Annotated in this window: 20 protein-coding genes; 14 read left to right on the forward strand and 6 right to left on the reverse strand. The window is 66.4% G+C overall.

Annotated elements, in window-relative coordinates:
- Position 1: 1 nt before the first annotated feature.
- On the reverse strand, positions 2-505 hold the full coding sequence (locus tag B3349_RS03790; protein WP_291586514.1) for an SET domain-containing protein: 504 nt from the start codon (positions 503-505) through the stop codon (positions 2-4).
- Positions 506-626: 121 nt separating this feature from the next.
- Between B3349_RS03790 and B3349_RS03795 the strand changes: the two genes are divergently transcribed.
- From B3349_RS03795 to B3349_RS03805, 3 genes are all read left to right on the forward strand, one after another.
- A complete protein-coding gene (locus B3349_RS03795) occupies positions 627-3,539 on the forward strand; it encodes a DNA topoisomerase III (protein WP_291586517.1) in 2,913 nt (970 codons plus the stop codon).
- Positions 3,540-3,685: 146 nt separating this feature from the next.
- The gene (locus B3349_RS03800; RefSeq protein WP_291586520.1) at positions 3,686-4,483 is read left to right on the forward strand and encodes a tyrosine-protein phosphatase; all 798 of its coding nucleotides are present in this window, start codon (positions 3,686-3,688) and stop codon (positions 4,481-4,483) included.
- Positions 4,484-4,731: 248 nt separating this feature from the next.
- Positions 4,732-5,553, forward strand: a complete 822-nt coding sequence (locus B3349_RS03805; protein WP_291586522.1) for an SDR family oxidoreductase — start codon at positions 4,732-4,734, stop codon at positions 5,551-5,553.
- A gap of 347 nt (positions 5,554-5,900) precedes the next feature.
- Here B3349_RS03805 and B3349_RS03810 read toward each other — a convergent pair whose 3' ends face one another.
- The gene (locus B3349_RS03810) at positions 5,901-8,459 is read right to left on the reverse strand and encodes a penicillin-binding protein 1A (protein ID WP_291586524.1); all 2,559 of its coding nucleotides are present in this window, start codon (positions 8,457-8,459) and stop codon (positions 5,901-5,903) included.
- Positions 8,460-8,741: 282 nt separating this feature from the next.
- Between B3349_RS03810 and B3349_RS03815 the strand changes: the two genes are divergently transcribed.
- From B3349_RS03815 to B3349_RS03845, 7 genes are all read left to right on the forward strand, one after another.
- A complete protein-coding gene (locus B3349_RS03815) occupies positions 8,742-9,302 on the forward strand; it encodes a DUF1439 domain-containing protein (protein WP_291586526.1) in 561 nt (186 codons plus the stop codon).
- Positions 9,303-9,473: 171 nt separating this feature from the next.
- The gene (locus B3349_RS03820; protein WP_066538033.1) at positions 9,474-10,175 is read left to right on the forward strand and encodes a glutathione S-transferase N-terminal domain-containing protein; all 702 of its coding nucleotides are present in this window, start codon (positions 9,474-9,476) and stop codon (positions 10,173-10,175) included.
- Positions 10,176-10,353: 178 nt separating this feature from the next.
- A complete protein-coding gene (locus B3349_RS03825) occupies positions 10,354-11,400 on the forward strand; it encodes a pirin family protein (RefSeq protein ID WP_291586528.1) in 1,047 nt (348 codons plus the stop codon).
- 260 nt (positions 11,401-11,660) lie between these two features.
- Positions 11,661-13,874: a methyl-accepting chemotaxis protein gene (locus tag B3349_RS03830; RefSeq protein ID WP_291586530.1), complete on the forward strand. Its 2,214-nt coding sequence runs from the start codon at positions 11,661-11,663 to the stop codon at positions 13,872-13,874.
- 100 nt (positions 13,875-13,974) lie between these two features.
- The gene (locus B3349_RS03835) at positions 13,975-14,460 is read left to right on the forward strand and encodes an FKBP-type peptidyl-prolyl cis-trans isomerase (RefSeq protein ID WP_291586532.1); all 486 of its coding nucleotides are present in this window, start codon (positions 13,975-13,977) and stop codon (positions 14,458-14,460) included.
- 292 nt (positions 14,461-14,752) lie between these two features.
- Positions 14,753-16,933 carry a TonB-dependent receptor gene (locus B3349_RS03840; RefSeq protein WP_291586534.1) on the forward strand — a complete coding sequence of 727 codons (2,181 nt, stop codon included), beginning with the start codon at positions 14,753-14,755 and terminating at the stop codon, positions 16,931-16,933.
- A gap of 12 nt (positions 16,934-16,945) precedes the next feature.
- Positions 16,946-18,208 carry a PepSY-associated TM helix domain-containing protein gene (locus B3349_RS03845; protein ID WP_291586537.1) on the forward strand — a complete coding sequence of 421 codons (1,263 nt, stop codon included), beginning with the start codon at positions 16,946-16,948 and terminating at the stop codon, positions 18,206-18,208.
- A gap of 72 nt (positions 18,209-18,280) precedes the next feature.
- Here the strand turns inward: B3349_RS03845 and B3349_RS03850 are convergent, their stop codons facing one another.
- Positions 18,281-19,153: a gamma-glutamyl-gamma-aminobutyrate hydrolase family protein gene (locus tag B3349_RS03850; protein ID WP_291586539.1), complete on the reverse strand. Its 873-nt coding sequence runs from the start codon at positions 19,151-19,153 to the stop codon at positions 18,281-18,283.
- A gap of 412 nt (positions 19,154-19,565) precedes the next feature.
- Between B3349_RS03850 and B3349_RS03855 the strand changes: the two genes are divergently transcribed.
- Positions 19,566-19,928 (forward strand): HPF/RaiA family ribosome-associated protein, encoded by a 363-nt coding sequence (locus tag B3349_RS03855; RefSeq protein WP_291586541.1) that lies wholly within the window; start codon positions 19,566-19,568, stop codon positions 19,926-19,928.
- 271 nt (positions 19,929-20,199) lie between these two features.
- Positions 20,200-20,475, forward strand: coding sequence for a hypothetical protein (locus B3349_RS03860; RefSeq protein ID WP_291586543.1), 276 nt, complete (start codon positions 20,200-20,202; stop codon positions 20,473-20,475).
- Positions 20,476-20,613: 138 nt separating this feature from the next.
- Here the strand turns inward: B3349_RS03860 and dkgB are convergent, their stop codons facing one another.
- Positions 20,614-21,450, reverse strand: coding sequence for a 2,5-didehydrogluconate reductase DkgB (dkgB, locus tag B3349_RS03865; RefSeq protein WP_291586545.1), 837 nt, complete (start codon positions 21,448-21,450; stop codon positions 20,614-20,616).
- 225 nt (positions 21,451-21,675) lie between these two features.
- On the opposite strand from dkgB, the gene B3349_RS03870 reads away from it, so the two are divergent.
- On the forward strand, positions 21,676-22,599 hold the full coding sequence (locus B3349_RS03870; RefSeq protein ID WP_291586547.1) for a LysR family transcriptional regulator: 924 nt from the start codon (positions 21,676-21,678) through the stop codon (positions 22,597-22,599).
- A 21-nt stretch (positions 22,600-22,620) separates the two neighbouring features.
- On the opposite strand, the gene B3349_RS03875 is transcribed toward B3349_RS03870, so the two are convergent.
- A complete protein-coding gene (locus B3349_RS03875) occupies positions 22,621-22,980 on the reverse strand; it encodes a tRNA-binding protein (RefSeq protein ID WP_291586548.1) in 360 nt (119 codons plus the stop codon).
- A 233-nt stretch (positions 22,981-23,213) separates the two neighbouring features.
- Between B3349_RS03875 and B3349_RS03880 the strand changes: the two genes are divergently transcribed.
- Positions 23,214-24,191, forward strand: coding sequence for a tripartite tricarboxylate transporter substrate-binding protein (locus B3349_RS03880; protein WP_291586550.1), 978 nt, complete (start codon positions 23,214-23,216; stop codon positions 24,189-24,191).
- Between the two features lie 215 nt (positions 24,192-24,406).
- Here the strand turns inward: B3349_RS03880 and gap are convergent, their stop codons facing one another.
- Positions 24,407-25,405, reverse strand: coding sequence for a type I glyceraldehyde-3-phosphate dehydrogenase (gene gap, locus B3349_RS03885; RefSeq protein ID WP_066538004.1), 999 nt, complete (start codon positions 25,403-25,405; stop codon positions 24,407-24,409).
- Positions 25,406-25,499 lie beyond the last annotated feature (94 nt).

Consider the following 25,499-nt stretch of genomic DNA (forward strand, 5'->3'; position numbering starts at 1 on the left):
CTCATTGGTCGCCCGGCATGGGCGGGCGCCAGCCCTTCTTGGGCGCCAGCATGGTGCCCCGGCAGCGCGGCGCGCCGCAGTAGCAGGCGTATTCGGCCTTGAGCTTGGGCGTGTAGCGCTCTTCCACCATCAGGCCGTAGTCGTAGTTCAGTTCTTCGCCCGCCGCGATATTGCGCAGCGCCACGATGTAGATGCGGCCCTCGCGTTCGTCGGTGTAGCAGTTGGGGGCGCAGCTGTGGTTGATCCAGCGGGCCGAGTTGCCGCCGTAGTTGGCGTCGATCACCCGGTCTTCGTCCACATGGAAGTAGAAGGTGTGGTTGGGCTGGCTGGGGTCGTGCGGGTGGCGATCCTGGGCTTCCTGCCAGCCGATCACTTCGCCGGTGTACTCGATCAGGGTTTCGCCTTCGGCAATGTCCTGCACGGCGAACACGCCTTTGCCGTGCACGCCGGACCGTCTGGTTTGAATGCGGCGATGGCTGGAAAGGGATTCGGCGGTGCGGGGCATGGCAATCTCTGATAACTTGAATGTGCACACACGTGCGCGCATGTGCGCACGCGTGCGAGACGCATTGTAGAAGCGGTGGCTTCGCTGGTGAAGCCACCGTGGTAATGAACGAGAACCACCCATGACAAAGACCCTGGTGATTGCAGAAAAGCCCTCCGTGGCCCAGGACATCGTGCGCGCGCTGACGCCTGCCTACGGCAAGTTCGACAAGCACGAAGACCATTTCGAGAACGAGCGTTATGTGGTGACCAGTGCCGTTGGCCACCTGGTGGAAATCCAGGCGCCCGAGGAGTTCGACGTCAAGCGTGGCAAGTGGAGCTTTGCCAATCTGCCGGTGATCCCCCCGCGCTTCGACCTGAAGCCGGTGGACAAGACCAAGAGCCGTCTGAACGCCGTGGTCAAGCAGGCCAAGCGCAAGGATGTGACCGAACTCATCAACGCATGTGACGCGGGCCGCGAAGGGGAGCTGATCTTCCGCCTGATCGAGCAGTACGCCGGCGGCGCCAAGGGCGGGCTGGGCAAGCCCATCAAACGCCTGTGGCTGCAGTCCATGACGCCCCAGGCCATCCGCGACGGCTTCGACAAGCTGCGCAGCGAGCAGCAGATGCAGGGCTTGGCCGATGCCGCCCGCAGCCGTTCCGAAGCCGACTGGCTGGTGGGCATCAACGGCACGCGCGCCATGACGGCGTTCAACTCGCGCGATGGTGGCTTCTTCCTGACCACGGTGGGCCGGGTGCAGACCCCCACGCTGTCGCTGGTGGTGGAGCGCGAGGAAAAGATCCGCAAGTTCGTCAGCCGCGACTACTGGGAAGTGCATGGCGCGTTCAACGCCCAGGCCGGCCAGTACCTGGGCAAGTGGTTCAACCCCCAGTGGAAGAAGAGCGAAGACCCCGAAGCCAAGGCCGACCGCCTGTGGAACAAGCACGAGGCCGACGCCATTGCCGCCGCCGTGCGGGGCAAGCCCGCCACGGTGACCGAAGAGAGCAAGCCGACCACCCAGGCATCGCCGCTGCTGTTCGACCTGACCAGCCTGCAGCGCGAGGCCAACGGCAAGTTCGGCTTTTCCGCCAAGACCACGCTGGCGCTGGCGCAAAGCCTGTACGAGCGCCACAAGGCCTTGACCTACCCGCGTACCGATGCGCGTGCCCTGCCCGAAGACTACCTGCCCGTGGCACGCCAGACCTTCGAGATGCTGGCCACCAGCGGCATGCGCCATCTGGCGCCGTTTGCGCAGCAGGCCATCAATGACAACTACATCCGCCCGTCCAAGCGCATCTTCGACAACAGCAAGATCTCGGACCACTTTGCCATCATCCCCACCACCCAGGCGCCCAGCGGCCTGAGCGAGGCGGAGCAAAAGCTGTACGACCTAGTGGTGCGCCGCTTCATGGCCGTGTTCTTCCCCAGCGCCGAGCACCAGGTGACCACCCGCATCAGCAAGGTGGAGCAGCATGCCTTCAAGACGGAAGGCAAGGTGCTGGTCAAGCCGGGCTGGCTGGCCATCTACGGCAAGGAAGCCGCCAACGAGGTGGAAGACGCCAAGGAAGGCGACAAGGGCCAGCCGCTGGTCGCGGTGCAGCCGGGCGAACAGCCCCGCACCGACCATGCCGATGTGAAGGGACTGAAAACCAAGCCGCCCGCGCGCTATTCGGAAGCCACGCTGCTGGGCGCCATGGAAAGCGCCGGCAAGCAGATCGACGACGAAGAACTGCGCTCCGCGATGCAGGAGAAGGGCCTGGGCACGCCAGCCACCCGCGCGGCCATCATCGAAGGCCTGCTGACCGAGAAGTACATGTTGCGCGAAGGCCGCGAGCTGATCCCCACGGCCAAGGCCTTCCAGCTGATGACGCTGCTGCGCGGCCTGCAGGTGGAAGAACTCTCCCGCGCCGACCTGACCGGCGAGTGGGAATACAAGCTGTCGCAGATGGAAAAGGGCGAGCTGTCGCGCGCCGCCTTCATGCAGCAGATTGCCGCCATGACCGAAAAACTGGTCAAGAAGGCCAAGGAATACGACCGCGACACCGTGCCCGGCGACTACGCCACCCTGTCCACGCCGTGCCCCAACTGCCAGGGCGTGGTCAAGGAAAATTACCGCCGCTACGCCTGTACGGGCGCCAACGGGGCGGGCGAAGGCTGCGGTTTCTCGTTCACCAAGTCGCCGGCCGGCCGCACCTTTGAAACGGCCGAGGCCGAAGCCCTGCTGCGCGACCGCCGCATCGGCCCGCTGGAAGGCTTCCGCTCCAAGGCCGGCTGGCCCTTCACCGCCGAAGTGGCCATCGTGCGCGACGAAGAGGCGCAGAACTACAAGCTGGAATTCGACTTTGGCGACGACAAGGAAGAAGAGTCCGGCGAGATCGTGGATTTCAGCGCCCAGCAGTCTTTGGGCAACTGCCCCAAGTGCGGTGCACCGGTGTTCGAGCATGGCGCCAACTACGTCTGCTCCAAGGCCGTGCCCACGCAGCAGCAGCCCACACCCAGCTGCGATTTCAAGAGCGGCCAGATCATTCTGCAGCAGCCGATCGAGCGCGAGCAGATGACCAAGCTGCTGTCTGCCGGCAAGACCGATCTGCTGGAGAAGTTCGTCTCCAACCGCACGCGCCGCAATTTCAAGGCCTTCCTGGTCTGGGATGCCGAAGCGGGCAAGGTGAACTTCGAGTTCGAGCAGCGCGAATCCAAGTACCCGCCACGCAAGACGGCGGCGGGTGCCGCCGCCAAGGCCCCGGCCAAGACCGCGGCAGCCAAGAAGGCGCCTGCCGCCAAGAAAGCCGCCGCCAAGACCACGGCCCGCAAGCCCGCTGCCGCCAACTACCGCCCGGATGCCGCACTGGCCGCCGTCATCGGTGACGGTGCCGTGGCCCGCACCGAGGTGGTGAAAAAGGTCTGGGACTATGTGAAGGCCCACAACCTGCAGGACCCCAAGGACAAGCGCATCATCGTGGCGGATGCCAAGCTGCTGCCGGTGTTCGGCAAGGACCGCATCGGCATGTTCGAGCTGACCGGCATCGTCGGCAAGCACCTGGTCAGCAACGACTGACCCCGTCCATGCGACCGACGGCCTGCTGCTGCGGGCCGGGTGTCGCACGGGTACACGCGCTGGTCACGGAGTGCAGGCACCATCGGGTCTGCACGCTGTGCGGCCCCGGGTGCTGTGCCCGGTGATTGACCTTTGAAGGAGCGACCATGGACCTGGCTCTCGATGCCGCCCCCACTCCGGCCCCTGTTGCCACGCCGTTCCCCCGCAGCGTGGCGCTGCAGGGCACGACCAACTTCCGCGATCTGGGCGGCTACACCGGCGCCGATGGCCGCACGGTGCGCTGGCGCCATCTGTTCCGCTCCGACCACCTGGCAGGCCTGAGCCAGGCCGACCTGCAGGCCCTGCAGGAGCTGAATGTGGGTCGGGCGGTGGACTTTCGCGGCGTGGAAGAGCGCGTAGCCCAGGGCTACGACTGGCCGTTTCTGACCCAGCATGCGCTGGCTATCGAACCCACCGTGGTGCAGCGCGCGTTTGCCATGATCCACCAGGGCCACCGGCTCACACCGGCCGATACCGTGGGCCTGATGCAGGACACTTACCGCGGCTTTGTCATCGACAACGCCGAGCGCTTTGCCACGCTGTTCCGCATGCTGCTGGAAAGCGACCGTCCCCTGGTTTTCCACTGCACCGCCGGCAAGGACCGCACCGGCTGGGCGGCGGCGCTGATCCTGCTGGCGCTGGGCGTGTCGCGCGAGGTGGTGCATGACGACTATCTGCTGACCAACCAGCTCTACCGCCGCCCGCCCGAGCTGGCCGCCAGGGCTGCGCTGACGGTGCCCCAGGAAATTCTGGATGTGCTGTGGCGCGTGCAGATGCCGTTCCTGGACAGCGCTTTCGTCCTGGCCGAAGAACGCTACGGCACCATGGACCGCTATCTGGCCGAAGCCTTGGGCGTGGGAACTGCCGAGCGCGCGCAACTGGCGCGGATGTACCTGGAAGGCTGATCGCCGCCGCTCCGCAGGCGGGTCTGCGGAGCTTTCCACAAGCGAACGGCCGCTGGCGCATGGATGTGTGCCAGCGGCCTTTTTCATGGTGGCGACGGTCTGGGTACCTGGTGCGCAGTGGTGTATGGGCATGGCGCCGCGCTGATGCAGGGGCCAGGGTGGAGTCCAGTCGCGCCAGGTAGAGCCGGGTAGACTGGGCTTTTGCACATTCCATGCGCCGCCCGAGACGGTGGTGCACGGCCTCAGGTATGGACCAACGACTTGATTCCAAAGTGGCCATCGTCACCGGGGCGGCCCAGGGCATCGGCGAAGCGATTGCCGGCATGTTCGCCCAGCAGGGCTGCTTCGTCTATGTCACCGACATCGACCATGGACGGGGCCGCGCCGTGGCCAATGCGCTGGGCGCGCAAGCCTGTTATGCGCCGCTCGATGTGCGGCAGGAAGACGATTGGCGGCGCGTCACCGCGCAGGCCCTGGCAGAGCGCGGGTGCCTGGACGTGGTGGTGAACAACGCGGGCGTGACCGGGTTCGAAGGCGGGGTGGTGGCCCATGATCCGGAGCATGCCGATCTGGCCGACTGGCATGCCGTGCACCGGACCAATCTGGACGGGGTGTTCCTGGGCTGCAAGCACGCCATCCGGGCGATGCGGCCGCAACAGACCGGCTCCATCATCAACATCTCTTCCCGCTCGGGCCTGGTGGGCATTCCCGGGGCGGCTGCCTATGCCTCGTCCAAGGCGGCGGTGCGCAATCACAGCAAGACCGTGGCGCTGTACTGCGCCGAACAAGGGCTCCGTATCCGGTGCAATTCCATCCACCCGGCCGCCGTCCTCACGCCCATGTGGGAGCCCATGCTGGGCACCGGCGCGGACCGGGAGGCGCGCATGGCAGCGCTGGTGCGGGACACGCCGCTGCGCCGGTTCGGACTGCCGTCAGAGGTGGCGTCCGTGGCCGTGCTGCTGGCGTCGGACGAGGCCACCTACATCACCGGGAGCGAGTTCCATATCGACGGCGGCCTGTTGGCCGGAACGGCGGTGACCCCGGCCGTGGTGGGGGACGCAGGCGCCTAGCGCCTCCACGGGCCCTGGCCGCGTGTCCATGGGCCAAAGCCATGGGGCGGAGTCCTGCCTGAGGACGTCACAGGTGGCCCGCGACTGCCCTGAAAATTGTTTTGCAGCGCGGCGCACAGCCAGTTGCGCACCTCAAGTTCAATAGCGCTCCGGCACGCGGAGGCGTCTGCGCAGCAGCCTCTGCGGCCGCGCCGCCTGCGCCATCCCTGGAAAAGATTTTGCACGCCGCGTGCTGTGGCGCTTGTCCACAGTCTGGCCACCGGAAAGGTGCCGGGTGGGGGGCGTGCGTAGCGCATCCCGGCGCCTCGGTCGTCATCCGGCCGGGCGGCGAACATCCTTGTCCACCATCACCCGCCCAATGGCGGCATGGGGTAGGCCTCGCGGTCCTGCGGGCGGGGTAGCTGGCCGGGCAGGGGCGGCAGGTTGTACGGGTTGTAGGCCCCGTCCTGGCCGGCCGGGGGCGGTTGCACCGGTGCCGGGGCCGGTGCGGGCAGGCCCTGTTCCTGCAGTGTGGGCGTGCGTTCTTCCACCGGGCCGTCGTGGCTGGTGTCGGGGTCGCGGGTGACCGGGGCCGGGCCGCCGGGGCGCTCCTCCCAACCGGGCCAGCCGCCGCCGGGCATGGGGGGCGCCGCAGGTGTGGCTGGCTGGCTGGCGTCCGGCGCGGGCGCCGGGCGGCGGGGAGCGGACGGGGCATGGTCCTGCACGGCGCCTTCGTCCTCGGGGGTGCTGCCCCACCAGCCTTGGATGCGTTCGCGCAGACCGTCCACCAGATTGCCCCACCAGTCGCTGTGCTCGGGTTCGGCAAAGCGGGCCTGGGCGTCGATGCGGCGGGTGCCCAGCACGCGGTTGGTGAAGTCGCCCACCATGGGCAGGGCGCTGCGCGCACCCTGGCCCCAGTAGTCGCTGCGCAGGGTGATGCGGCCGTCGTTGAAGCCGGCCCAGGCGCCGGTCACCAGCTGCGGGTGCATCAGGATGAACCAGCCGTCGGCATTGCCCTGGGTGGTGCCGGTCTTGCCGGCCACATCGGCGTGGATGCCATAGGTGCTGCGGATGGCGCGGCCCGTGCCTTTGTCGATCACGCCGCGCAGCATGTCCACCAGGGCGTTGGCGGCGTTGGTGTCCATGGCGGCTTCGGCGCGGGCGGGGGCAAACTCGGCCAGCACATCGCCGTCGCGGTTGGTGATGCGGGTGACCATGACCGGCGGCAGGTACTGGCCGCTGCGTGCCAGGCTGGCGTAGGCGGTGACCATTTCCTGCAAGCTGACCGGGCTGCTGCCCAGGGCCAGGGCCGGCACGGCATCGAGCGCGCTGTCGCGCACGCCCAGGCTGCGGGCCAGGCGCACCACCTTGGCGGGGCCGACCTGCTGCATCACCTGGGCGGTGATGGTGTTCTTGGAATAGGCCAGGCCGTCGGCCAGGGTCATGGCCTGGTTGCTGGGCGGCTGGGCGTCGGTGGGGCGCCAGATCTGGCCGCCGGACAGCGGAATCTCCACGGCCTTGTCATCCAGCGTGTCGCCGGGCTGGCTGCCGTTGAGCAGGGCCGCGCCATAGACAAAGGGCTTGAAGGTGGAGCCGGGCTGGCGGCGTGCCTGTTGCACGTGGTCGAACGGGTCCTGCTTGTAATCGCGGCTGCCCACCCAGGCCAGGATATGGCCGTTGCGCGGGTCCATGGCCAGGAAGCCGGCCTGGATGCGGGTCTTCTCTTCGCGCAGCGCGGCCATGAAGGCGCGGTCGACCAGCAGGCGCTTCAGGGCCTCGGCCGGGGTTTCGCCGCTGGCCACGGCGCTGCGGTAGGCGCTGCTCTCCTTGACCAGGGTCTGCACCAGCGGCTGCTGGGCGCTCCAGGCGCTGGCCTGCGACCAGTTGCGCTGGGCCACGGCCTGCAAGGTGCGGCCATGGCGGGCCACGGCCTGGTTGGCCCAGGCCTGCATGCGCGAATCGACGGTGGTGTGGACCACCAGGCCGTCGCTGTGGATGTCATAGCCGTGGCTGTCGGCCCAGTCCACCAGCCAGCCGCGCAGCGCCCGCACAAAGTGCGGTGCCGGGCCTTCGGCGACTTCCTGGCGCTCGAAGTCCAGGCGCAGCGGGCGGGTCTTGAGCCGGTCGAACTCGGCTTCGGCCAGCACCTCGCGCTTGACCATCTGGCTCAGCACGGTGTTGCGGCGCTGCACGGCGCGCTCGGGGTTGCGCACCGGGTTGTAGTAGCTGGTGCCCTTGAGCATGCCCACCAGGGTGGCGGCTTCCAGCACCGTGAGCTTGTCGGCGCCTTTGTCGAAATAGGTGCGTGCCGCCATCTCGATGCCGAAGGCGTTGTAGAGAAAGGGGACCGTGTTCAGATAGGTCTCCAGGATCTCGTCCTTGGTGTAGAGCGCCTCGATCTTGTAGGCGGTCACCGCTTCCTTGAGCTTGCGGCTGAGTGTGGCGTCGCGCCCCACTTTTTCCGGGTAGAGGTTGCGCGCCAGCTGCTGGGTGATGGTGGAGCCGCCCTGGCGGTCCCCCGACAGGGTGTAGACCACCGAGGCGGCGGTGCGGCGCCAGTCCAGGCCGTGGTGTTCGTAGAAACGGTGGTCTTCGGTGGCGATCAGCGCCTTGACCACATTGGGCGAAATCTGGGCCAGCGGGATCCAGCGGCGGTTGCTGCGGGTGAACAGGGCCAGTTCCTTGCCATCGGCGCTCAGGATCTGGGCCGGGTTGTCTTCCTTGGCCTTGCGGATGTCCGACAGGCTGGGCGTGAGCAGCACCAGCACGCCCAGCAGCAGCACCAGGAACACCGGCACGCAGGCGGCGGCCTGCCACCACTGGCGGCGGGTGCGGGTGGCAAGAAACTGGCGCAGGGCTTGCCAGCCTTGGCGCAGCAGGGACTGCAGCTGCGCGATGGCAGCGGTGAAAGAAGGTGGCAAGGGCATGGTCTGCGAGAAAGGCCGGGTGGGGCGGCGTGCGGGGCGCTTGCGCATCCAACGCCTGCCAGCACCGGCGAGTTGACCCGGTCAGTGTGCCGTAGCCGGGCAGAAAACACACGGGGTGTGGGGAATTGCTGCCTCTGGCGCCCGGGACCCCGGCGCACGCTCCGGCAGAAGGCGGCGGATTGCCGCACAATCCGAGGTTTTTCGGCGAGGTACAGGGAACCTGTATCTCCCGCACGGTTCCAACACCGTACCGCTTTTGTGCTTTCCCGGATTCGCAGCCCCATGCAACGCCGCCGTTTTCTGCTCAGTGCCGCCTGTGCGGTCCCTCTTCTGACCACCGCCTGCTCGGGCCGCTCCCTGCCCCGCCAGCTCAGCATGAGCACGCAGCAGCTGCAAGCCACCGTGGCACGCAAATTTCCCAAACCCTACCCCGTAGCCGGCCTGCTGCAGCTGCAGTTGCAGGCGCCCGTGCTGTCCATGCTGCCGGACAGCAACCAGATCCGCGCCGTGCTGCCGGTGCTGCTGTCGGGTCCGGTGCTCAAGCAGACCTTCCAGGGCCAGCTGGATGTGAGCTTTGGCCTGCGCTACGAGCCCGGCGACCGCTCGCTGCGCGCCCAGCGCGTGCTGGTCAACAGCCTGCAGATCGCCGATGCCCCGCCCGCGCTGGCGGACATGCTGACCACCTACGGTCCGCGCCTGGGCGAACAGGTGCTGGACAACCTGGTGCTGCACCAGTTCGAGGACAAGGATCTGGCGCTGGCCGACACCATCGGCCTGCAGCCCGGGGTCATCACGGTCACGGCACAGGGCCTGACCATGAGCCTGGACAAAAAGACGTCCTGAGCACCTAAACTCGCTCAGGCGTATATGTGACGGTAATGGTTTGCTATGGTTTTATTGAGCAGGCTGTCGTTTTTTACCGTTTGTCGCTGGCTTTTTGTCCTACAAGGCCGTTAACATGCAGACACGCTGGCGCCAGCGCCAGCGGCTGTTGACACCTGCACAAGGCCCTGCATGATCGATCTGAGTCCTTACCCTGTCACCCGCAAATGGCCTCCCCAGTTTCCGGACTGGCTGCAGCTGTACTCCCTGCCCACACCCAATGGGGTGAAGGTGTCCGTGATGCTGGAGGAATGCGGCATCCCGTATGAAGCACACCGGGTGGACATCCAGACCGGGGACCAGTTCACCCCCGAGTTCCTGAGCGTCAACCCCAACAACAAGATCCCGGCCATCCTGGACCCGCAGGGCCCCGGCGGCAGCCCGCTGGTGCTGGCCGAAAGTGGTGCCATCCTCGTCTATCTGGCGGAAAAGTCGGGCCAGTTCCTGCCCCCCGACGCCGTGGCGCGCTACCAGACGCTGCAATGGCTGATGTTCCAGATGGGGGGCATCGGTCCCATGTTCGGCCAGATCGGCTTCTTCCACCGCTACGGCGGCAAGGACTATGAGGACAAGCGCCCGCTGCAGCGCTATGTCACCGAAGCCCAGCGCCTGCTCAAGGTGCTGGACCAGCAGCTCAAGGGCAAGTCCTGGATCATGGGCGACACCTACACCATTGCCGACATGGCCATCCTGCCCTGGGTGCGCTGCCTGATCGAGTTCTACGACGCAGGCGAGCTGGTGGGCCTGGGCAAATTCCCCAACGTGCTGCGCGTGCTGGCGGCCTGGGAAAAGCGCCCCGCCGTGCAGCGCGGGCTGCAGATGCCGCCGCGCTGAGACTTCAAGCTACAGAACAATGCCTGCTTTCTCGCAGGCATTGTTCTGTGGGTGAGATGCTGCGTTCCGCGGGCATGGCATTGGGAAACGGTGCGCCGGCCCCATCATCTGCACCATGGCGAGGCAGGATCTGCGGCACGTTTGCTTGCCGCCCCACCCGTCGCCACCGGAGACCCAGATGCCCCACACCCCGCACGCGATTCTCAGCCGCCAGCCCATCGACGGACTGCGCTGGCCGGTGCTGGATCCGTTTCTGTTCTGCGCCCACCACGACGATGCCTACCCGGCAGGGGACGGGCAGATGGGCCTGCAGGCCGTGGCGCTGGACGAGCGCGAGCTCGGCAGCGATTTCAGCGGCAAGGACGGTTTCTCGATGTACCACGGCGAGCATGTGCCCGGCTTCCCCGGTCACCCGCACCGGGGATTCGAAACCGTGACCCTGGTACGCCAAGGCCTGATCGACCATGCCGATTCGCTGGGAGCTGCCGCGCGCTTCGGTGAAGGGGATGTGCAGTGGCTCACCGCCGGCCAAGGCATCCAGCATTCCGAGATGTTTCCGCTGCTGCACCGCGACCAGCCCAATCCGCTGGAGCTGTTCCAGATCTGGCTGAACCTGCCCGCGGCCCGCAAGATGGTGGCGCCGCACTTCACCATGCTGTGGAGCGAGCGCATCCCGCGCCTAGTGCACACCAGCGACGGCGGCGCCCGGACCACGGTCACCATGGTGGCTGGTGCGCTGCCGGGCGCGGGGGCGCCGCTGCCGCCGCCGCCCGAGTCCTGGGCCGGCCAGGCCGATGCGGACGTGGCGATCTGGACGCTGCGGCTGGAACCCGGTGCCCGCTGGACGCTGCCCGCGGCCCAGGGTGCGCAGACCCGGCGCATGCTGTACTGGTTTGTGGGCCAGCAGCTGCAGGTGGCCGGTGACACGCTGCGCGAACATGCGGCGCTGGAAATGGCCGCCGGCCAGGACTGGGTGCTGGAGAACACCGGCAGCGATGTGGCGGAGCTGCTGCTGCTGCAAGGCCGGCCGATTGCCGAACCCGTGGTGCAGTACGGGCCGTTCGTGATGAACTCGCAGCAGGAAATCATGCAGACCATGATGGACTACCGCCGCACCCAGTTTGGCGGCTGGCCCTGGGACAGCCAGGATCCGGTGCATGGCCCCGAGATCCGCCGCTTCGCCCGCCACCCGGGCCAGCAGGTGGAAGAGCGGCCCACGGCCTGATGCCCGGCGGCTGCAGGCGACTGCACGGGCCTGCCTGGCCCAGCCGGGCAGGTCTGTGCGGTGCTGGCGGCGCAAAAGCGCCTTGCATAGCGCAGGGAGCCGCCGGATTTGTTACTTGATTGTTACGCTTTGACGTGGGTCAAGTGCTTTCCCGCGGTGATCGTTAGCCTTGTGATTTTGGGAGTGGACACCGCCGTGGCCCCGAGGCAGGGCCCGGCACTGCAGGTGCACGCGCCGCTCCCCCACCATCAAGAGGCACTATGCACATTGGGCAACGTTACTGGCGCCGCCAGGGTCTGGGAACCAAGCTGGCCATCACCAACTTCGTCTGGGTGGCGGCCATTCTGGCGGCGCTGCTGCTGGGCATCGCCTGGAGCGTGACCCGCGTGATGGAGCACAAGGTGCAGAACGAGCTGGAGCAGGGTGTCTCCATGCTGGGCCGCTTCATCGAAGCCAATGACCGCGATCTGCGCCAGCGCACCCAGTTCCTGGCCGACAGCTTCGCTGCCAGCCTGAACGGCACGCTGGAACTGGACCGCAGCGCCGAGCCGCTGCTGCGCCTGGACGGGGTGGCGCTGAATGGCGACAACGCCCGCATCGATCGTTTCACCCGCGCCACGGGTGCAGTGGCCACGGTGTTCATGCGCCAGGGTGACGACTACCTGCGTGTGGCCTCGTCGCTGAAGACCGACAAGGGCGAACCCGCCACCGGCACCCAGCTGGACCGCCAGCACCCGGCCTATGCCGAAGTCCAGGCCGGACGCAATTACATGGGCCTGGCCATGCTGTTCGGCCGCCAGTACATGACGCAGTACCGCCCGCTGAAAGATGCCTCGGGTGCCATCGTGGGCATGGCCTTCGTGGGGCAGGACTTCTCGGAGCTGCTGAACAACCTGAAGGCCTCCATCCGCGCGCTGAAAGTGGGCGACGGCGGCTATTACTACGTGCTGCGCAACGACGCCGCCGCCCCGGGCACGCTGGTGGTGCACCCGTCCCAGGAAGGGCAGAGCATTCTGGACTCCAAGGACAGCGACGGCCGTGCCTTCATCCGCGAGATCCTGGAGCGCAAGCAGGGCGCCATCAGCTATCCCTGGGCGAATGCGGGCGAGTCTGCGCCGCGCGCCAAGCTGGCGGTGTTCGGCGAATATGCGCCCTGGAACTGGACCATCGTCTCCAGCGCCTATGTGGACGAGTTCGTGGCAGAAACCCGCCGCATGATCGCCCTGTTTGCCGCCATGGGCCTGTGTGCCGTGCTGGTGCTGGCCGGGGTGTGGTTCCTGCTGCTGCGCCGCATGATCGTGCGCCCGCTGAACGAAGCCAGCCAACTGGCCCGCACCATCGCAGCAGGCGATCTGACGGTGAAGATCCCGCATGAGCGCAAGGACGAAATCGGCCAGCTGCTGGACGCCATGAACCACACGGTGGACGGCCTGTCGGATGTGGTGCGCACGGTCCAGGCCCAGGCCGAAAGCGTGGCCGCTGCCAGCGCACAGATCGCCCAGGGCAATCTGGACCTGGCCAGCCGCACCGAAAACGAGGCCAGTGCGCTGGAAGAAACCGCCGCCGCCATGGAAGAGCTGGGAAGCACCGTGGCCCACAACGCGGACCACTCCAAGACCGCCGACCAGCTGGCGCGCAGCGCCCAGCAGGTGGTGACCGAGGGCGGCCACGCCGTGCGCCAGGTGGTGCAGGCCATGCAGGGCATTGATGCCGGCAGCCAGAAGATTGCCGACATCACCGGGGTGATCGATTCCATCGCCTTCCAGACCAATATCCTGGCGCTGAATGCCGCCGTGGAAGCCGCGCGTGCCGGCGAGCATGGCCGCGGCTTTGCCGTGGTGGCCGGCGAGGTGCGGGCCCTGGCCAGCCGCAGTGCCGAAGCCGCCAAGGAAATCCAGCAGCTGATCAGCACCAGCGTGGCCGAAGTGCACCAGGGCAACGCCCGTGCCGCACGCGCCGGGGAAACCATGGAGCAGGCGGTCAGCGAGATCCAGAAGGTCACCCAGCTGATCTCCAGCATCAGCCTGGCCAGCGCCGAACAAAGCACCGGCGTGGCCCAGGTGGGCGAGGCTGTGACCCATATGGACCAGACCACGCAGAAGAACGCTGCGCTGGTAGAGGAAATGGCGGGCGCTGCCGACAGCCTGCGCCACCAGTCCGAAGAACTGCTGCATGCCGTGGCAGTGTTCCGTGTGCAAGGCGGCGGTCAGACCAGTCTGACCCGCCGTGCTGCGGCCCACACGGCGGCACGCAAGCAGGCGGCGGTCGCCACGGCCCAGGTGCTCCACACCGTCGCGCACAGCGCCAGGGCCGGCAGCCCCCTGGGCAAGCCCGCCGCCGCGAAGCCCGCATCCCCGGCCCCGGCACTCGCGTCTGCGCCACCGGCTGCGGAGGCGACTGCTGCCCGCGCGGCAGCGCCGTCCACTGCTGCCACGGCGGCGACAGCCGACACCGAGGAGTGGACCAGCTTCTGACCCCTGCCCCCGGGGGGCTGCGGCAGATCGGGGACAATGGTTCCCATCCCAACCAACGGGGTGGCTGCGCAGGCAGCCGCCCCGCTTTTGATTGCAGAGCATGAACATCACCAAAGACACCGCCGTCACCATCCACTACAAGATCCACGCGCTGCTGCAAGGCGGTCTGGCCGGTCCGCTGCTGGACAAGGGCGACGTGGCCTATCTGCATGGCGGCTACGACAACATCTTTGCCAAGGTGGAAGCAGCCCTGGAAGGCAAGCAGGCCGGCGATGCGCTGACCGTGGACCTGGCGGTCGAAGACGCCTTTGGTGAACGCGACGAAAGCCTGCTGCGCACCATCCCCAAGGGCGAGTTTCCTCCCGGCGTGAAGGTGGGCGGCCAGCTGCGCGGCACCAACGACCAGGGCCTGCCCCAGATCTACAACGTGGTGAAGATCAAGGGCCCGGTGGTCCAGCTGGATGGCAACCATCCGCTGGCCGGCCAGGCCCTGCGCTTTGCCTGCACCGTGAGCGAAGTGCGTGCCGCTTCCGAAGAGGAAATTGCCCACCGCCATGTGCATGGCGGCCACGGCCACCACCACTGAGCGGGCAGGGTGGCGGTGTGGCAGCCGCGTGCCGTGGCACTGCCAGCGCACGCAGGACCTGCACCGCTTCCGGCCCGGTGAGATCTGCCGCCTTCGGGCGGCTTTTTTGTGCCGAGGCGCTGGCCTCTGCTTCGCCTTTTCACCAGGGCCGCACGGCACAAGCAAGTGCTTACATGGAATGCGGCACTGTGTGCAAGGAGCGACAGACGGCGTCCTTGTCAGGAATGTGGATATACGAGTGAGAATGATTGTCAATAAAATTACGTTGACAATCTTCAACATCCCTGTGTCTATGAGCCATCCAGCATTCCCCCTGCGACCGATTGCGGTCGCTTTGTCTTTGTGGGCCTCTGGCGCCAGTGTCTGGGCGCAGGCCGCCGCCACGGAGCTGGAAACCGTCACCGTCGAAGCCAGCGCCGATGCCTCGGCCGAAGGCCTGTCCAAGCCGTATGCCGGCGGCCAGGTGGCACGCGGCGGCCGTGCCGGCATTCTGGGTACGCGCGACAACATGGACACGCCGTTTTCCATTACCAGCTACACCAATGAGCTGATCCAGAACCAGCAAGCACGCAGCGTGGCTGACGTGCTGCAGAACGACCCGGGCGTGCGCGTGGCACGGGGTTATGGCAACTTCCAGGAAGCGTATTTCATCCGCGGCTTTGTGCTGGGATCCGATGACATCGCCTACAACGGCCTGTATGGCCTGATGCCGCGCCAGTACACCTCGGCCGAACTGTTCGAACGCGTGGAAGTGCTGCGCGGTGCCAGCGCCTTCCTCAGCGGTGCCACGCCTTCGGGCGGCGGCATTGGCGGCAACATCAACCTGCTGCCCAAGCGTGCCCCCAATGAGCCGCTCAACCGCGTGACCGTGGGCGTCGCCAGTGGTGGTCAGCCCTATGTAGCGGCCGATATTGCCCGCCGCTTCGGGCCAGACCAGAGTGCGGGCATCCGCGTCAACATGGCGCACCGCAAGGGCGACACGGCCGTGGACGGCGATAGCGTGGGCCTCAATGTGGCGTCCCTGGGCTTGGACTGGCGCAGCAGCCGCGCTCGCCTGTCGGCCGACATCGGTTATCAGAATTACAAGCTCGATGGCACGCGTCCCAATGTCACGCTGGGCAGCGCCGTCACCGTGGTGCCATCGGCGCCGAACAACACCACCAACTACGCCCAGCCCTGGACGCATTCCTATGAACGCGATCTGTACAGCACGGTGCGTGGCGAATATGACTTCAGCGACAACCTCACCGGCTGGTTTGCTGCTGGCGCGCGCAAGAGCCATGAGGACAACCGCCTGGCCGGTGTGACGGTCACCAATGGCAGCACTGGGGCTGCAACGACCTACCGCTTTGACAACCGCCGCGAAGACACCATCAAGACGGCTGAAATGGGCATGCGCGGCAAGTTCACCACCGGTAGCGTGGGCCACACCGTGGTCGGCGCCTTCTCGTACTACGGCCTGCAGGAGAAGAACGCCTATGTGATGGACTTCTACAACACTATGCCGACCAATATCTACAACCCGGTGAACCATGCATTGCCGGCCATCAGCGGGACGGCCTTCCAGGGTGGCGATCTGTCCAACCCCGGCAAGCTCAGCACGATACGCATGACCAGCGTGGCGCTGGGGGACACCCTGTCCATGCTGGACGACCAGCTGCAGCTGACGCTGGGCCTGCGCCACCAAAAGCTGTCGAGCACCAGCTATGCCTACAGCGATGTGATGAGTGGCACGCCATACAACGAAAGCCGCACCAGCCCGGTGGCCGGCGTGCTGTTCAAGCTGCGTCCCGATGTGTCGCTGTACGCCAACTACATCGAAAGCCTATCCAAGGGCGAAAACATCACCGGCACCTTTGTCAATAACGGCACCTCGCTGCCGCCCTATGTGTCCAAGCAAAAGGAAGTCGGTGTCAAGTACGACGGTGGCCGGCTGGGCGGCTCATTGGCCTTCTTCTCGACCGACAAGCCGGGCAAGCTGGTGGTCAACAACTATGTGACCGCCAATGGCGAGGATCGCCACCAGGGCCTGGAATTGTCGGGCTATGGCGAGCTGGTCAAGGGCCTGCGCTTGTTGGGTGGCGTGACCTTTATGGATGCCAAGCAGAAGAACACCGGCAGCGCAGCCACCGACGGCAAGCGCGTGATTGGCGTGCCGCGCCAGCAGGCCAATCTGGGCGTGGAATGGGATGTGCCCCAGGCCCATGGCCTGACGCTGGATGCCCGTGCCGTGATGACGGGCGCCAGCTATGCCGACAACGCCAACACGCTGCGGGTCAGCGGCTGGACGCGCCTGGATCTGGGCGTGCGCTACCTGACCGAAGTGCAGGGCAAGCTGCTGACGCTGCGCGCCCGCGTGGACAATGTGGCGGACCGCAACTACTGGGCTTCGGTGGGTGGTTTCCCCGGCAATGGCTATTTGGTGCTGGGTGCCCCGCGTACATTCACCCTGAGCGCCAGCATGGACTTCTGAAGGTGACACTGCATGCGTGAATTCTGGACCGTGGTCCACCGCTGGATCGGGCTGACCGTGGCCCTGTTCCTGATGGTGGCGGGCGCCACAGGGGCAGTGATCTCCTGGGACCACGAACTCGATGAATGGCTCAACGCCGACATCATGCACACGCCGGGCCGCGGCGCGCTGCAGGACCCGGTGGCGCTGGCTGCCGCTGTCGAGGCCAGCGATCCGCGTGCCGAAGTGGCCTATATGACCCTGGGACTGGAGGAGGGGCATGCCGCCTCCTTCCTGGTGCGCCCGCGCCAGGACCCGGCCACCGGTCGTCCCTATGTGCTGGGCTACAACAATGTGTTCGTGGACCCGGTGACCGCGCAGGTCACCGGCCACCGGGATTCCAAGAGCATTGCGCTGAGCACCCGCAACCTGATGCCCTGGCTGCGCCACCTGCACGAAAGCCTGCACATGCCGGCCTTCTGGGGCAGCGACCGCTGGGGCTTCTGGCTGATGGGTGGCGTGGCGCTGATGTGGCTGATTGACAGCTTTGTGGCCCTGTACCTGACGCTGCCGCGGCGCCTGGCGGCCCGTGGTGCGGCCCAGCGCACGGCAGCACCGGCGCGTTCCTGGTGGGGGCGCTGGCAGCCGTCCTGGGTGGTGCGCTGGCGCGCTGGCGGCTACAAGCTCAACTTCGACCTGCACCGCGCCGGCGGCCTGTGGGTGTGGGGCATCATCATCGTGGTGGCCTTCACCTCGTTCTCGCTGAACCTGTACCGCGAGGTGTTCTACCCGGTGATGCGCCAGATCTCCACGACGACGCCCGGCCCGTACGAGACGATCAAGCCCGCGCCCTACGGCAGCTTCATCCAGCCCAAGATCTCGTTCGCCCAGGCCATCGACATTGCGCGTGCCGAGGGGCAGCGCCTGGGCTTTGCGCATACACCCGGCGGCATCTGGTACGGCGGGGATTTCCCGTTCTACAACGTGTCGTTCTTTGATCCCACGGACGAAATGGGTGCCATGGGCATGGAAATGTCCAATATCTACGTCAGCGCAGAAGACGGCACGGTGCTGGGCATGCACCGCCCCTGGCATGGCACGGCGGCCGATGTGTTCGTGCAGCTGCAGCTGCCGCTGCATTCCGGGCGCATCCTGGGCATGCCGGGACGCATCCTGATGTCGGTCATGGGGCTGATGGTGGTGATGCTCTCGGTCACCGGCATCGTCATCTGGGAACGCAAGCGCCGCGCACGCCGGGCGGTGCGGGTGGCGGAGCGGGCCATGCTCGCGCCCTGAGATGCCGGCAGCGCTTTGCTGCCGGAGCCGCGAAAATACAGCCGCCTGTGGGCGGCTGTGCTGTTTCTGGGGTCAGCGCTTGCGCAGCAGGGCGCGCCGCAGCATGCGGGCGGCACGGTCGCGGATCTGGAACGGGCTGTGGCTGAGCGCCGGCCGCACCTGGGCGCGCTCGCAGGCCGCCAGAAAGTCTTCCAGAATGACGCGGTCGTCCAGGGTGCGGCCTTCGGGGTCGCGGAACTCGGGATGCCACTGCGTGGCCGCGATATAGCTTTTGCCGCCGATGCGGCGGTGGATGGCTTCGGGAATGCGGTCCGGAATGCTCCAGGCCTCGATGTCAAAGCCCGGCGCCACGTTCTTGATGCCCTGGTGGTGGATGCTGTTGACCCGTGCGCGCGGCTGGTTGGGGTAGAGCCGGTCCAGGCGGCTGCCGGGCACGATGGCAATGTCGTGCTGGTGCTTGTCGTAGGTGATGGGGTTGCGGTGCTGCTGCGCGCCGGGCACCTGGGTTTCGATGTCCTGGTAGAGCGTGCCGCCAAAGGCCACATTGATCAGCTGCAGGCCGCGGCACACGCCGAAGATGGGCTTGCCGGCCTGGCTGAAGGCCTCCACCACCGCCATGTCGTACAGGTCACGCACCCGATCGCCCAGCCACTCGGGCTGCAGCGGTTCCTCGCCATAGCTGCCGGGCCACACGTCGGCACCGCCGTGCATCACCACCCCATCCAGCCATTCGGCGTAATGCGCCAGCGTCACGTCGCCGCGCGCGGTTTCGCCGGTGGGGCAGGGCACCATGACCACCATGGCGCCGCTGGACATGATCCAGTGGGCGATCGACTGCTCCACATACTGCAGTGTCTTGCCGGTGAACAGCGGCCGGTAAGGGTCGGCATAGGAGAAGCAGGCCGAGAGGCCAATCTTCAGGCGGCGGGAGGCGGGCGCGGTCATGAGCATCCATGCTAGTGCGCATGCGCCCCTTTGTGCGCAGTCGATCCGGGTTTTACATGTAGGCGCAGTCGTACGGCAGAACGGCATGTACATCTGGCGACGCCTGCAACTTCGGGCTACTTTGTGTCGTTTGCTATTAATTTGGAAGTGGTTCGCGCAGTCTGCATGCGCATTGGTGTGGCATAAGCTGTGGTTGCGGGGCCACGAAGTAAGACTTGACGGACATCAACAGGCGTCCTTCACGTGGCGACGAAAGGCTGCGCCGCAGGCCGAACTGGGGCATCATGAATCCGTGCATGGCAGGCCGAAGCCGGGCAGGTACCACCAGGTCGACCCGAGCAGGCCGTGGCGGGTGAGCCGTTTCACCGCTGCGCAGGCCATGCGCGGCAGCAAGGCAACAAGGAGGAAGCTGATGCAAGTTCAAGTTCATGCCGACGATTCCATCCAGGGCGGCGATTCGCTCGCGCAGTGGGCCCAGGAAGAAATCAACACCCGTCTGGCACGACTCAAGGATTACGTGCAACGCGTGGAGGTCTACCTCACCGGCGTCGATGCCCTCAAAAGCACCGGCGGCCCCGGCAAGCGCTGCGTACTGGAAACCCGTGCCAATGGCCGTCCCCCGATTGCGGTGAACGCAGAGGCCGAAAAGGTGCATGAAGCCTTTGCCATTGCCGTGGACAAGCTGTTGCGCGCGGTGGACACCGATCTGGGCAAGCTCAAGGACAAGAACGGTCGCGAGAGCGTGCGCGGTGTGGAAGACCCCGCCGTGGGCTAGGGTTGGAGGGCCACAGGCCCGGAGCCCGTGCAGGGCCCCTCTCCTGTGCGCACAGGCCGCCGGACAGGCGGCCTTTTTTTGTGTCCGCCGCTGCGGCGGGGGACCGGACAGGCCCTGTGGCAGGGTGCCGAGGCCGGCAATGTGCGCTGGCCGGATACAGCGCCTTGGCTGACAGACGGTGGGGCCGGCGGCAGCTACAGTAGGTGTCCCGTTGCTGCATGGCAGCACGCGGCCGGATTGCACGGCCCATCACAAGGAAAGGAACTTGCGCATGAGCACCCATCCCCCCATTCCCGACCCAGCCGACGACAGCGACACCGACGGCCTGCCAGCACGCTTCTCCGCACGGATTGCGGGCCTGGTGCAGCACCGTGTGGGAGACGGTCCGCTGGAGCCCATTCCCCAGGGCCAGGAGGTCGTGGTGGATCTGGCCATCGCCAGCATGGTGGTGTCCTGGACCAGCGAGGGCCAGCCCATTACCGTGACCTTGTCGCGCGAAGAGTTTCTGGAATACGTCGATCTGGGCTCCATCCAGATCACGGCCTGAAGCGCGGCCCCCATGGGGGCCGCCCGGGTCGCCTCGGTCGCGTCACAGGCGTGGCGTCGCCGTCAAAAAAAGCTCCGACAGGAGCTTTTTTTGTGGCCTGCGCGCTGTGGCGTGCGGACGGCAGCAGGCTGGAGGGTCTCAGTCCCACACCGGGGCCAGTCCTTCGGGGCTGACCTGGCGGTCGCCGCGCTCCAGCGCATCGATGCGGGCCATGTCATCTGCGCTCAGGCGCAGCGTGCGGCTGGCCAGATTGCTCTGCAGGTGGGCGCGCTGGGTGGACGAGGGGATCACGGCGATCCCGTGCTGCATGGCCCAGGCCAGGGCCACCTGGGCGGGGCTGGTGCCGTGGGTGGTGGCGATCTCGGTCAGCACCGGCTCGCCCAGCAGCTTGCCGTAGCCCAGGGTCATGTAGGACGTGGTGTGGATGCCATGCTGGCGCGCGAAATCCACGACCGCGCGGTTTTGCAGATAGGGGCTGAGCTCGATCTGGTGGGTGGCAATCTGGTCGGCACCCACGGTGTCGATGGCCTGCTGCAGCAGCGCGGTGTTGAAGTTGGAGACACCGATGTGGCGCGTCAGGCCCAGGTCCCTGGCGCGCTGCAGGGCCCGCAGGCTGTCCTGCAGCGGCACGTCGCGCGACGGCCAGTGGATCAGCGTCAGGTCCACATGGTCGGTGCGCAGGTGCTCCAGGCTTTGTTGCAGGCTGGGGATCAGGGCATCGGCCCCCAGGTGGGCGACCCAGATCTTGGTGGTCAGGAACAGGTCCTGGCGCGGCACACCGCTGGCGGCGATGGCGCTGCCCACATCGGCCTCGTTCTCGTAGATCTGCGCAGTGTCGATGGCGCGGTAGCCCAGTTCCAGGGCGGTGCGCACGGACTGTTGCACCACATCGCCCTTCAGGCGGAAAGTGCCCAGGCCCAGCGGGGGGACTACGGAAAGGGCTGCAGCAGCGGGGTGTGCCAGGGTGTCAGTCATGGGAAGGCTTTCAAAACAGGGGGCGGTTCGGTGGGCCGGACATCGCCATAGGGTGGGGCAATGGCATGCGCTGCCACCTGTACCGGGGAAGGCCGGCTGGTACGAGGCGCTGCAAGGCCATCACGAGGAAAGGCGCCAGTGTGGCGCAGCCATCTCTGCGAAAAAAGCCCTGAATCCACAGAAAATAATTGACTGAAAATCAATAATCGCGCCAAGCTCGGGTCCATGCAATCCACTTTGGAAGAACTGCTGGCCTTTCGGGCGGTGGTCGATACCGGCAGCATCACCGCGGCGGCCCTGCAACTGGACCAGACCACGTCCGGCATCAGCCGCAGCCTGTCGCGGCTGGAGAAAAAACTGGCCACCACCTTGCTGCGCCGCACCACGCGCAAGCTGGAGCTGACCGAGGAAGGCGCGCGCTTTCTGGCCCAGGCCCGTGCCGTGCTGGAGGCCCTGGACGCCGCCGAGGAGGACCTGACCGTGCGGCGCCAGGCCCCGGCAGGGCCGCTGCGTGTCAATGCCGCTTCACCCTTCATGCTGCATGTGGTGGTGCCGCTGGTGGCGGCGTTTCGTGCGCGCTACCCGCTGATCACGCTGGAGCTGAACACCGACGACCTGCACATCGACCTGCTGGAAAAGCGCACCGACATCGCCATCCGCATCGGGGCGCTGCGCGACTCCACGCTGCATGCCCGTCTGCTGTGCCACAGCCCGCTGCGGGTGCTGGCCAGCCCGGCCTATCTGCAGGGGCATGCGCGCATCCGCAGCGTGGCGGATCTGGCCCAGCACCAGCGCATCGGCAACAGCCAGGTGCCGGGCTTGAACCAGTGGCCGCTGCGCACCAGCGATGGTGGCGAACGCTGGGATGCGGCACCCCAGCTCACGGCTTCCAGCGGGGAGACCATGCGCCAGCTGGCGCTGGCCGGTCAGGGCGTGGTCTGCCTGGCCGACTTCATGACCGTGCGCGACCGTGCCCAGGGGACGCTGGTGCAGGTGCTGCCGCAGGCCACCGTGCTGCAGCGCCAGGCCATCCATGCCGTGTACTACCGCAACACCGCACTGGCGGCACGCATCACGGCGTTTCTGGATTTTCTGGCGGCAGCGATGGTGCCGCCCACGGACAATGCCGGGGGCTACGAGCACGCCTGAAGCTGGCGCCTCCGGCCCCCGTCAGAGCAGCTTGGTGCCGAGTGGCACCTCGCGGTCCGGTACACACAGCGCCACATGGCCGTCTGCATTGTGAAAGCCGGTCACCAGACATTCGGACTGGATGGGACCGATCTGCTTTTTGGGAAAGTTCAGCACCGCCACCACCTGCCGGCCCACCAGGTCCTCGGGCTGGTAGAGCTGGGTGATCTGGGCGCTGGACTTGCGCAGACCCAGGGCCGGGCCAAAGTCCACCTGGAGGAGGTAGGCGGGCTTGCGCGCCTGGGGGAACACTTCGGCCGCCACGATGCGGCCTACGCGCAGTTCCACTTGCAGAAAATGGTCAAAGCCAATCGGCGCGTGCAGGGAAGAGGGGGCAGTCATGGCGTCCATCATGCGGCCCCCGGGCGTGGCAACTGTCGTGCAACCCTGGTGGTGGCAGTCCAAGCCTGGACAGCCCCCGGGCCTTCGGTTGATTTGGTAGTTTGCACATGGCAAATGATTGGTTGGGTTTCGGGGGGTGGCTGGCCAGAATCGGGGGCTCGCACTCCCTGCGATACACAGGCGCCTTGCCGCTGTCGTGCTGCGCTGGTGGGTGCTTTTTTTCTTCCCCCTGCATGACTGTCGCGATGATCTTCTCCCCCCTCGCCCGCCGTTCCCTGCTGGCTGCTGCCGTGGCCGTTTCCTTTGCGTCCGCCGCACAGGCCGAGCGCCTGATCCGCATCGTGGTGCCGTTTGGTGCCGGTGCCACGCAAGACACCGTGGCCCGCACCTTCAGCAACGAACTGGGCCAGGCTCTGGGCGCTACCGTGGTGGTGGAAAACCGCGCGGGCGCGGGAGGCAGTGTGGGCACATCCCAGGTGGCCAAGGCCGCGCCGGATGGCAATACCCTGGTGCTGGCGGCCGCCAGCCACAACCTGGCCAGCCACCTGTACGCCAAGCTGCCGTATGACGCGCAGAAGGACTTTGTCGGCGTCTCCTTCCTGGGCCGCACCGGCTATGTGGTGGGTGTTCCCGCCAGCAGCGGCATCAGCTCGCTGGCGGCCTTGCTGCAGCGCGCCAAGGCCCAGCCAGGCCAGTTCAACTATGCCTCGGCAGGCAATGGCAGCGCGTCCCACCTGGCCAGTGCCCTGCTGGCGGCGCAAAGCGGTGTGCAGTTGCAGCATATTCCGATGAAGTCCACCGGCGACGCCACCACCGAGCTGCTGGCCGGCCGCGTGCAACTGGTCACGGGTGCCACCATTGGCATGCTGGCCTTCCAGCACGACCCGCGCGTCAAGCTGCTGGCGTATTCGGGCCAGCAGCGCTCGCGTTTCCTGCCCGATGTGCCCACAGTGGCCGAGGCCGGCGTGCCTGGCTATGCCTTCGATTCTTGGCTGGGTCTGCTGGCGCCGGCCGGTACGCCCGCCGCCGAGGTGGAGCGCATCAATGCTGCGGTGCGCAAGGTGCTGGCCGAACCAGTGGTTCAGGAACGCCTGGCCCGTGTGGGCGTGGAAGCCGGGACCTTGCCCGTGCCGGCATTCCAGCAGTTGCTGAAAGACGACTGGGTGGCGGCCGGCCAGATCGTCAAGGCGGCCGGTGGCCGTATCGAATAAGCCGACATCAGCCATCAGCCATCAGCCATCAGCCGTCAGCCGTCAGCCGTCAGCCGTCAGCCGTCAGCCGTCAGCCGTCAGCCGTCTTCGCCAGCGGCAAGCGGTATCCCGCAGATACAAAAAAGCCAGCCGCGTTGCCGGGCTGGCTTTTTTGTGGCGGATCGCTACGGGGCCGCAAGGCCAGCACAGCGATCCGGGCCGTGAAGCCGCAGGGCTTACTTGGCCACCACGCGCACCATTTCCAGGCACTTGTTGGAGTAGCCCCACTCGTTGTCGTACCAGGAAACGACCTTCACGAAGGTCTTGTCCAGCGCGATACCGGCTTCGGCGTCGAACACGGAGGTGCAGGTTTCACCGCGGAAGTCGGTGGCCACCACCTTGTCTTCGGTGTAACCCAGCACGCCCTTCAGCGCGCCTTGGGACTGGGCCTTCATTTCGGCGCAGATTTCTTCGTAGGAAGCTTCGGTGTTCAGTTCCACGGTCAGGTCGACCACGGACACATCGGAGGTGGGCACGCGGAAGGACATGCCGGTCAGCTTCTTGTTCAGCTCGGGAATCACCACGCCCACTGCCTTGGCAGCGCCAGTGCTGGAGGGGATGATGTTTTCCAGGATGCCACGGCCGCCGCGCCAGTCCTTGTTGGACGGGCCGTCCACGGTCTTTTGCGTGGCGGTGGCAGCGTGCACGGTGGTCATCAGGCCGCGCTTGATGCCCCACTTGTCGTTCAGCACCTTGGCCACGGGAGCCAGGCAGTTGGTGGTGCACGAGGCGTTGGAGATGATGGCTTCGCCCTTGTAGGTGGCGTGGTTCACGCCGAACACGAACATGGGGGTGTCGTCCTTGGAAGGAGCGGACAGGATCACCTTCTTGGCGCCCGCATCGATGTGCTTCTGGGCGGTTTCCTTGGTCAGGAACAGGCCGGTCGATTCGATCACCACATCGGCGCCGACTTCGTTCCACTTCAGGTTGGCGGGATCGCGCTCCTGGGTCAGGCGGATCTTCTTGCCGTTGACGACCAGGGTGTTGCCTTCGACGGAGACTTCACCGTCAAAGCGGCCGTGCACGCTGTCGTACTTCAGCATGTAAGCCAGGTAGTCGGGCTCGAGCAGGTCGTTGATGCCAACGATTTCGATGTCGCTGAAGTTCTGCACTGCGGAGCGCAGCACGTTGCGGCCAATGCGGCCAAAACCGTTGATACCTACCTTGATGGTCATGGTTGCCTCGTCTCTAGGGATGGTGAAAACAAAAACCGGATCACTCTATGCAAAACACCCGCCGCGGCCAAGCCGGGGCGGGTGGTTCTGCGTG

It is taken from the genome of Comamonas sp. UBA7528, from assembly GCF_002479375.1.
Classification (GTDB): domain Bacteria; phylum Pseudomonadota; class Gammaproteobacteria; order Burkholderiales; family Burkholderiaceae_C; genus Comamonas.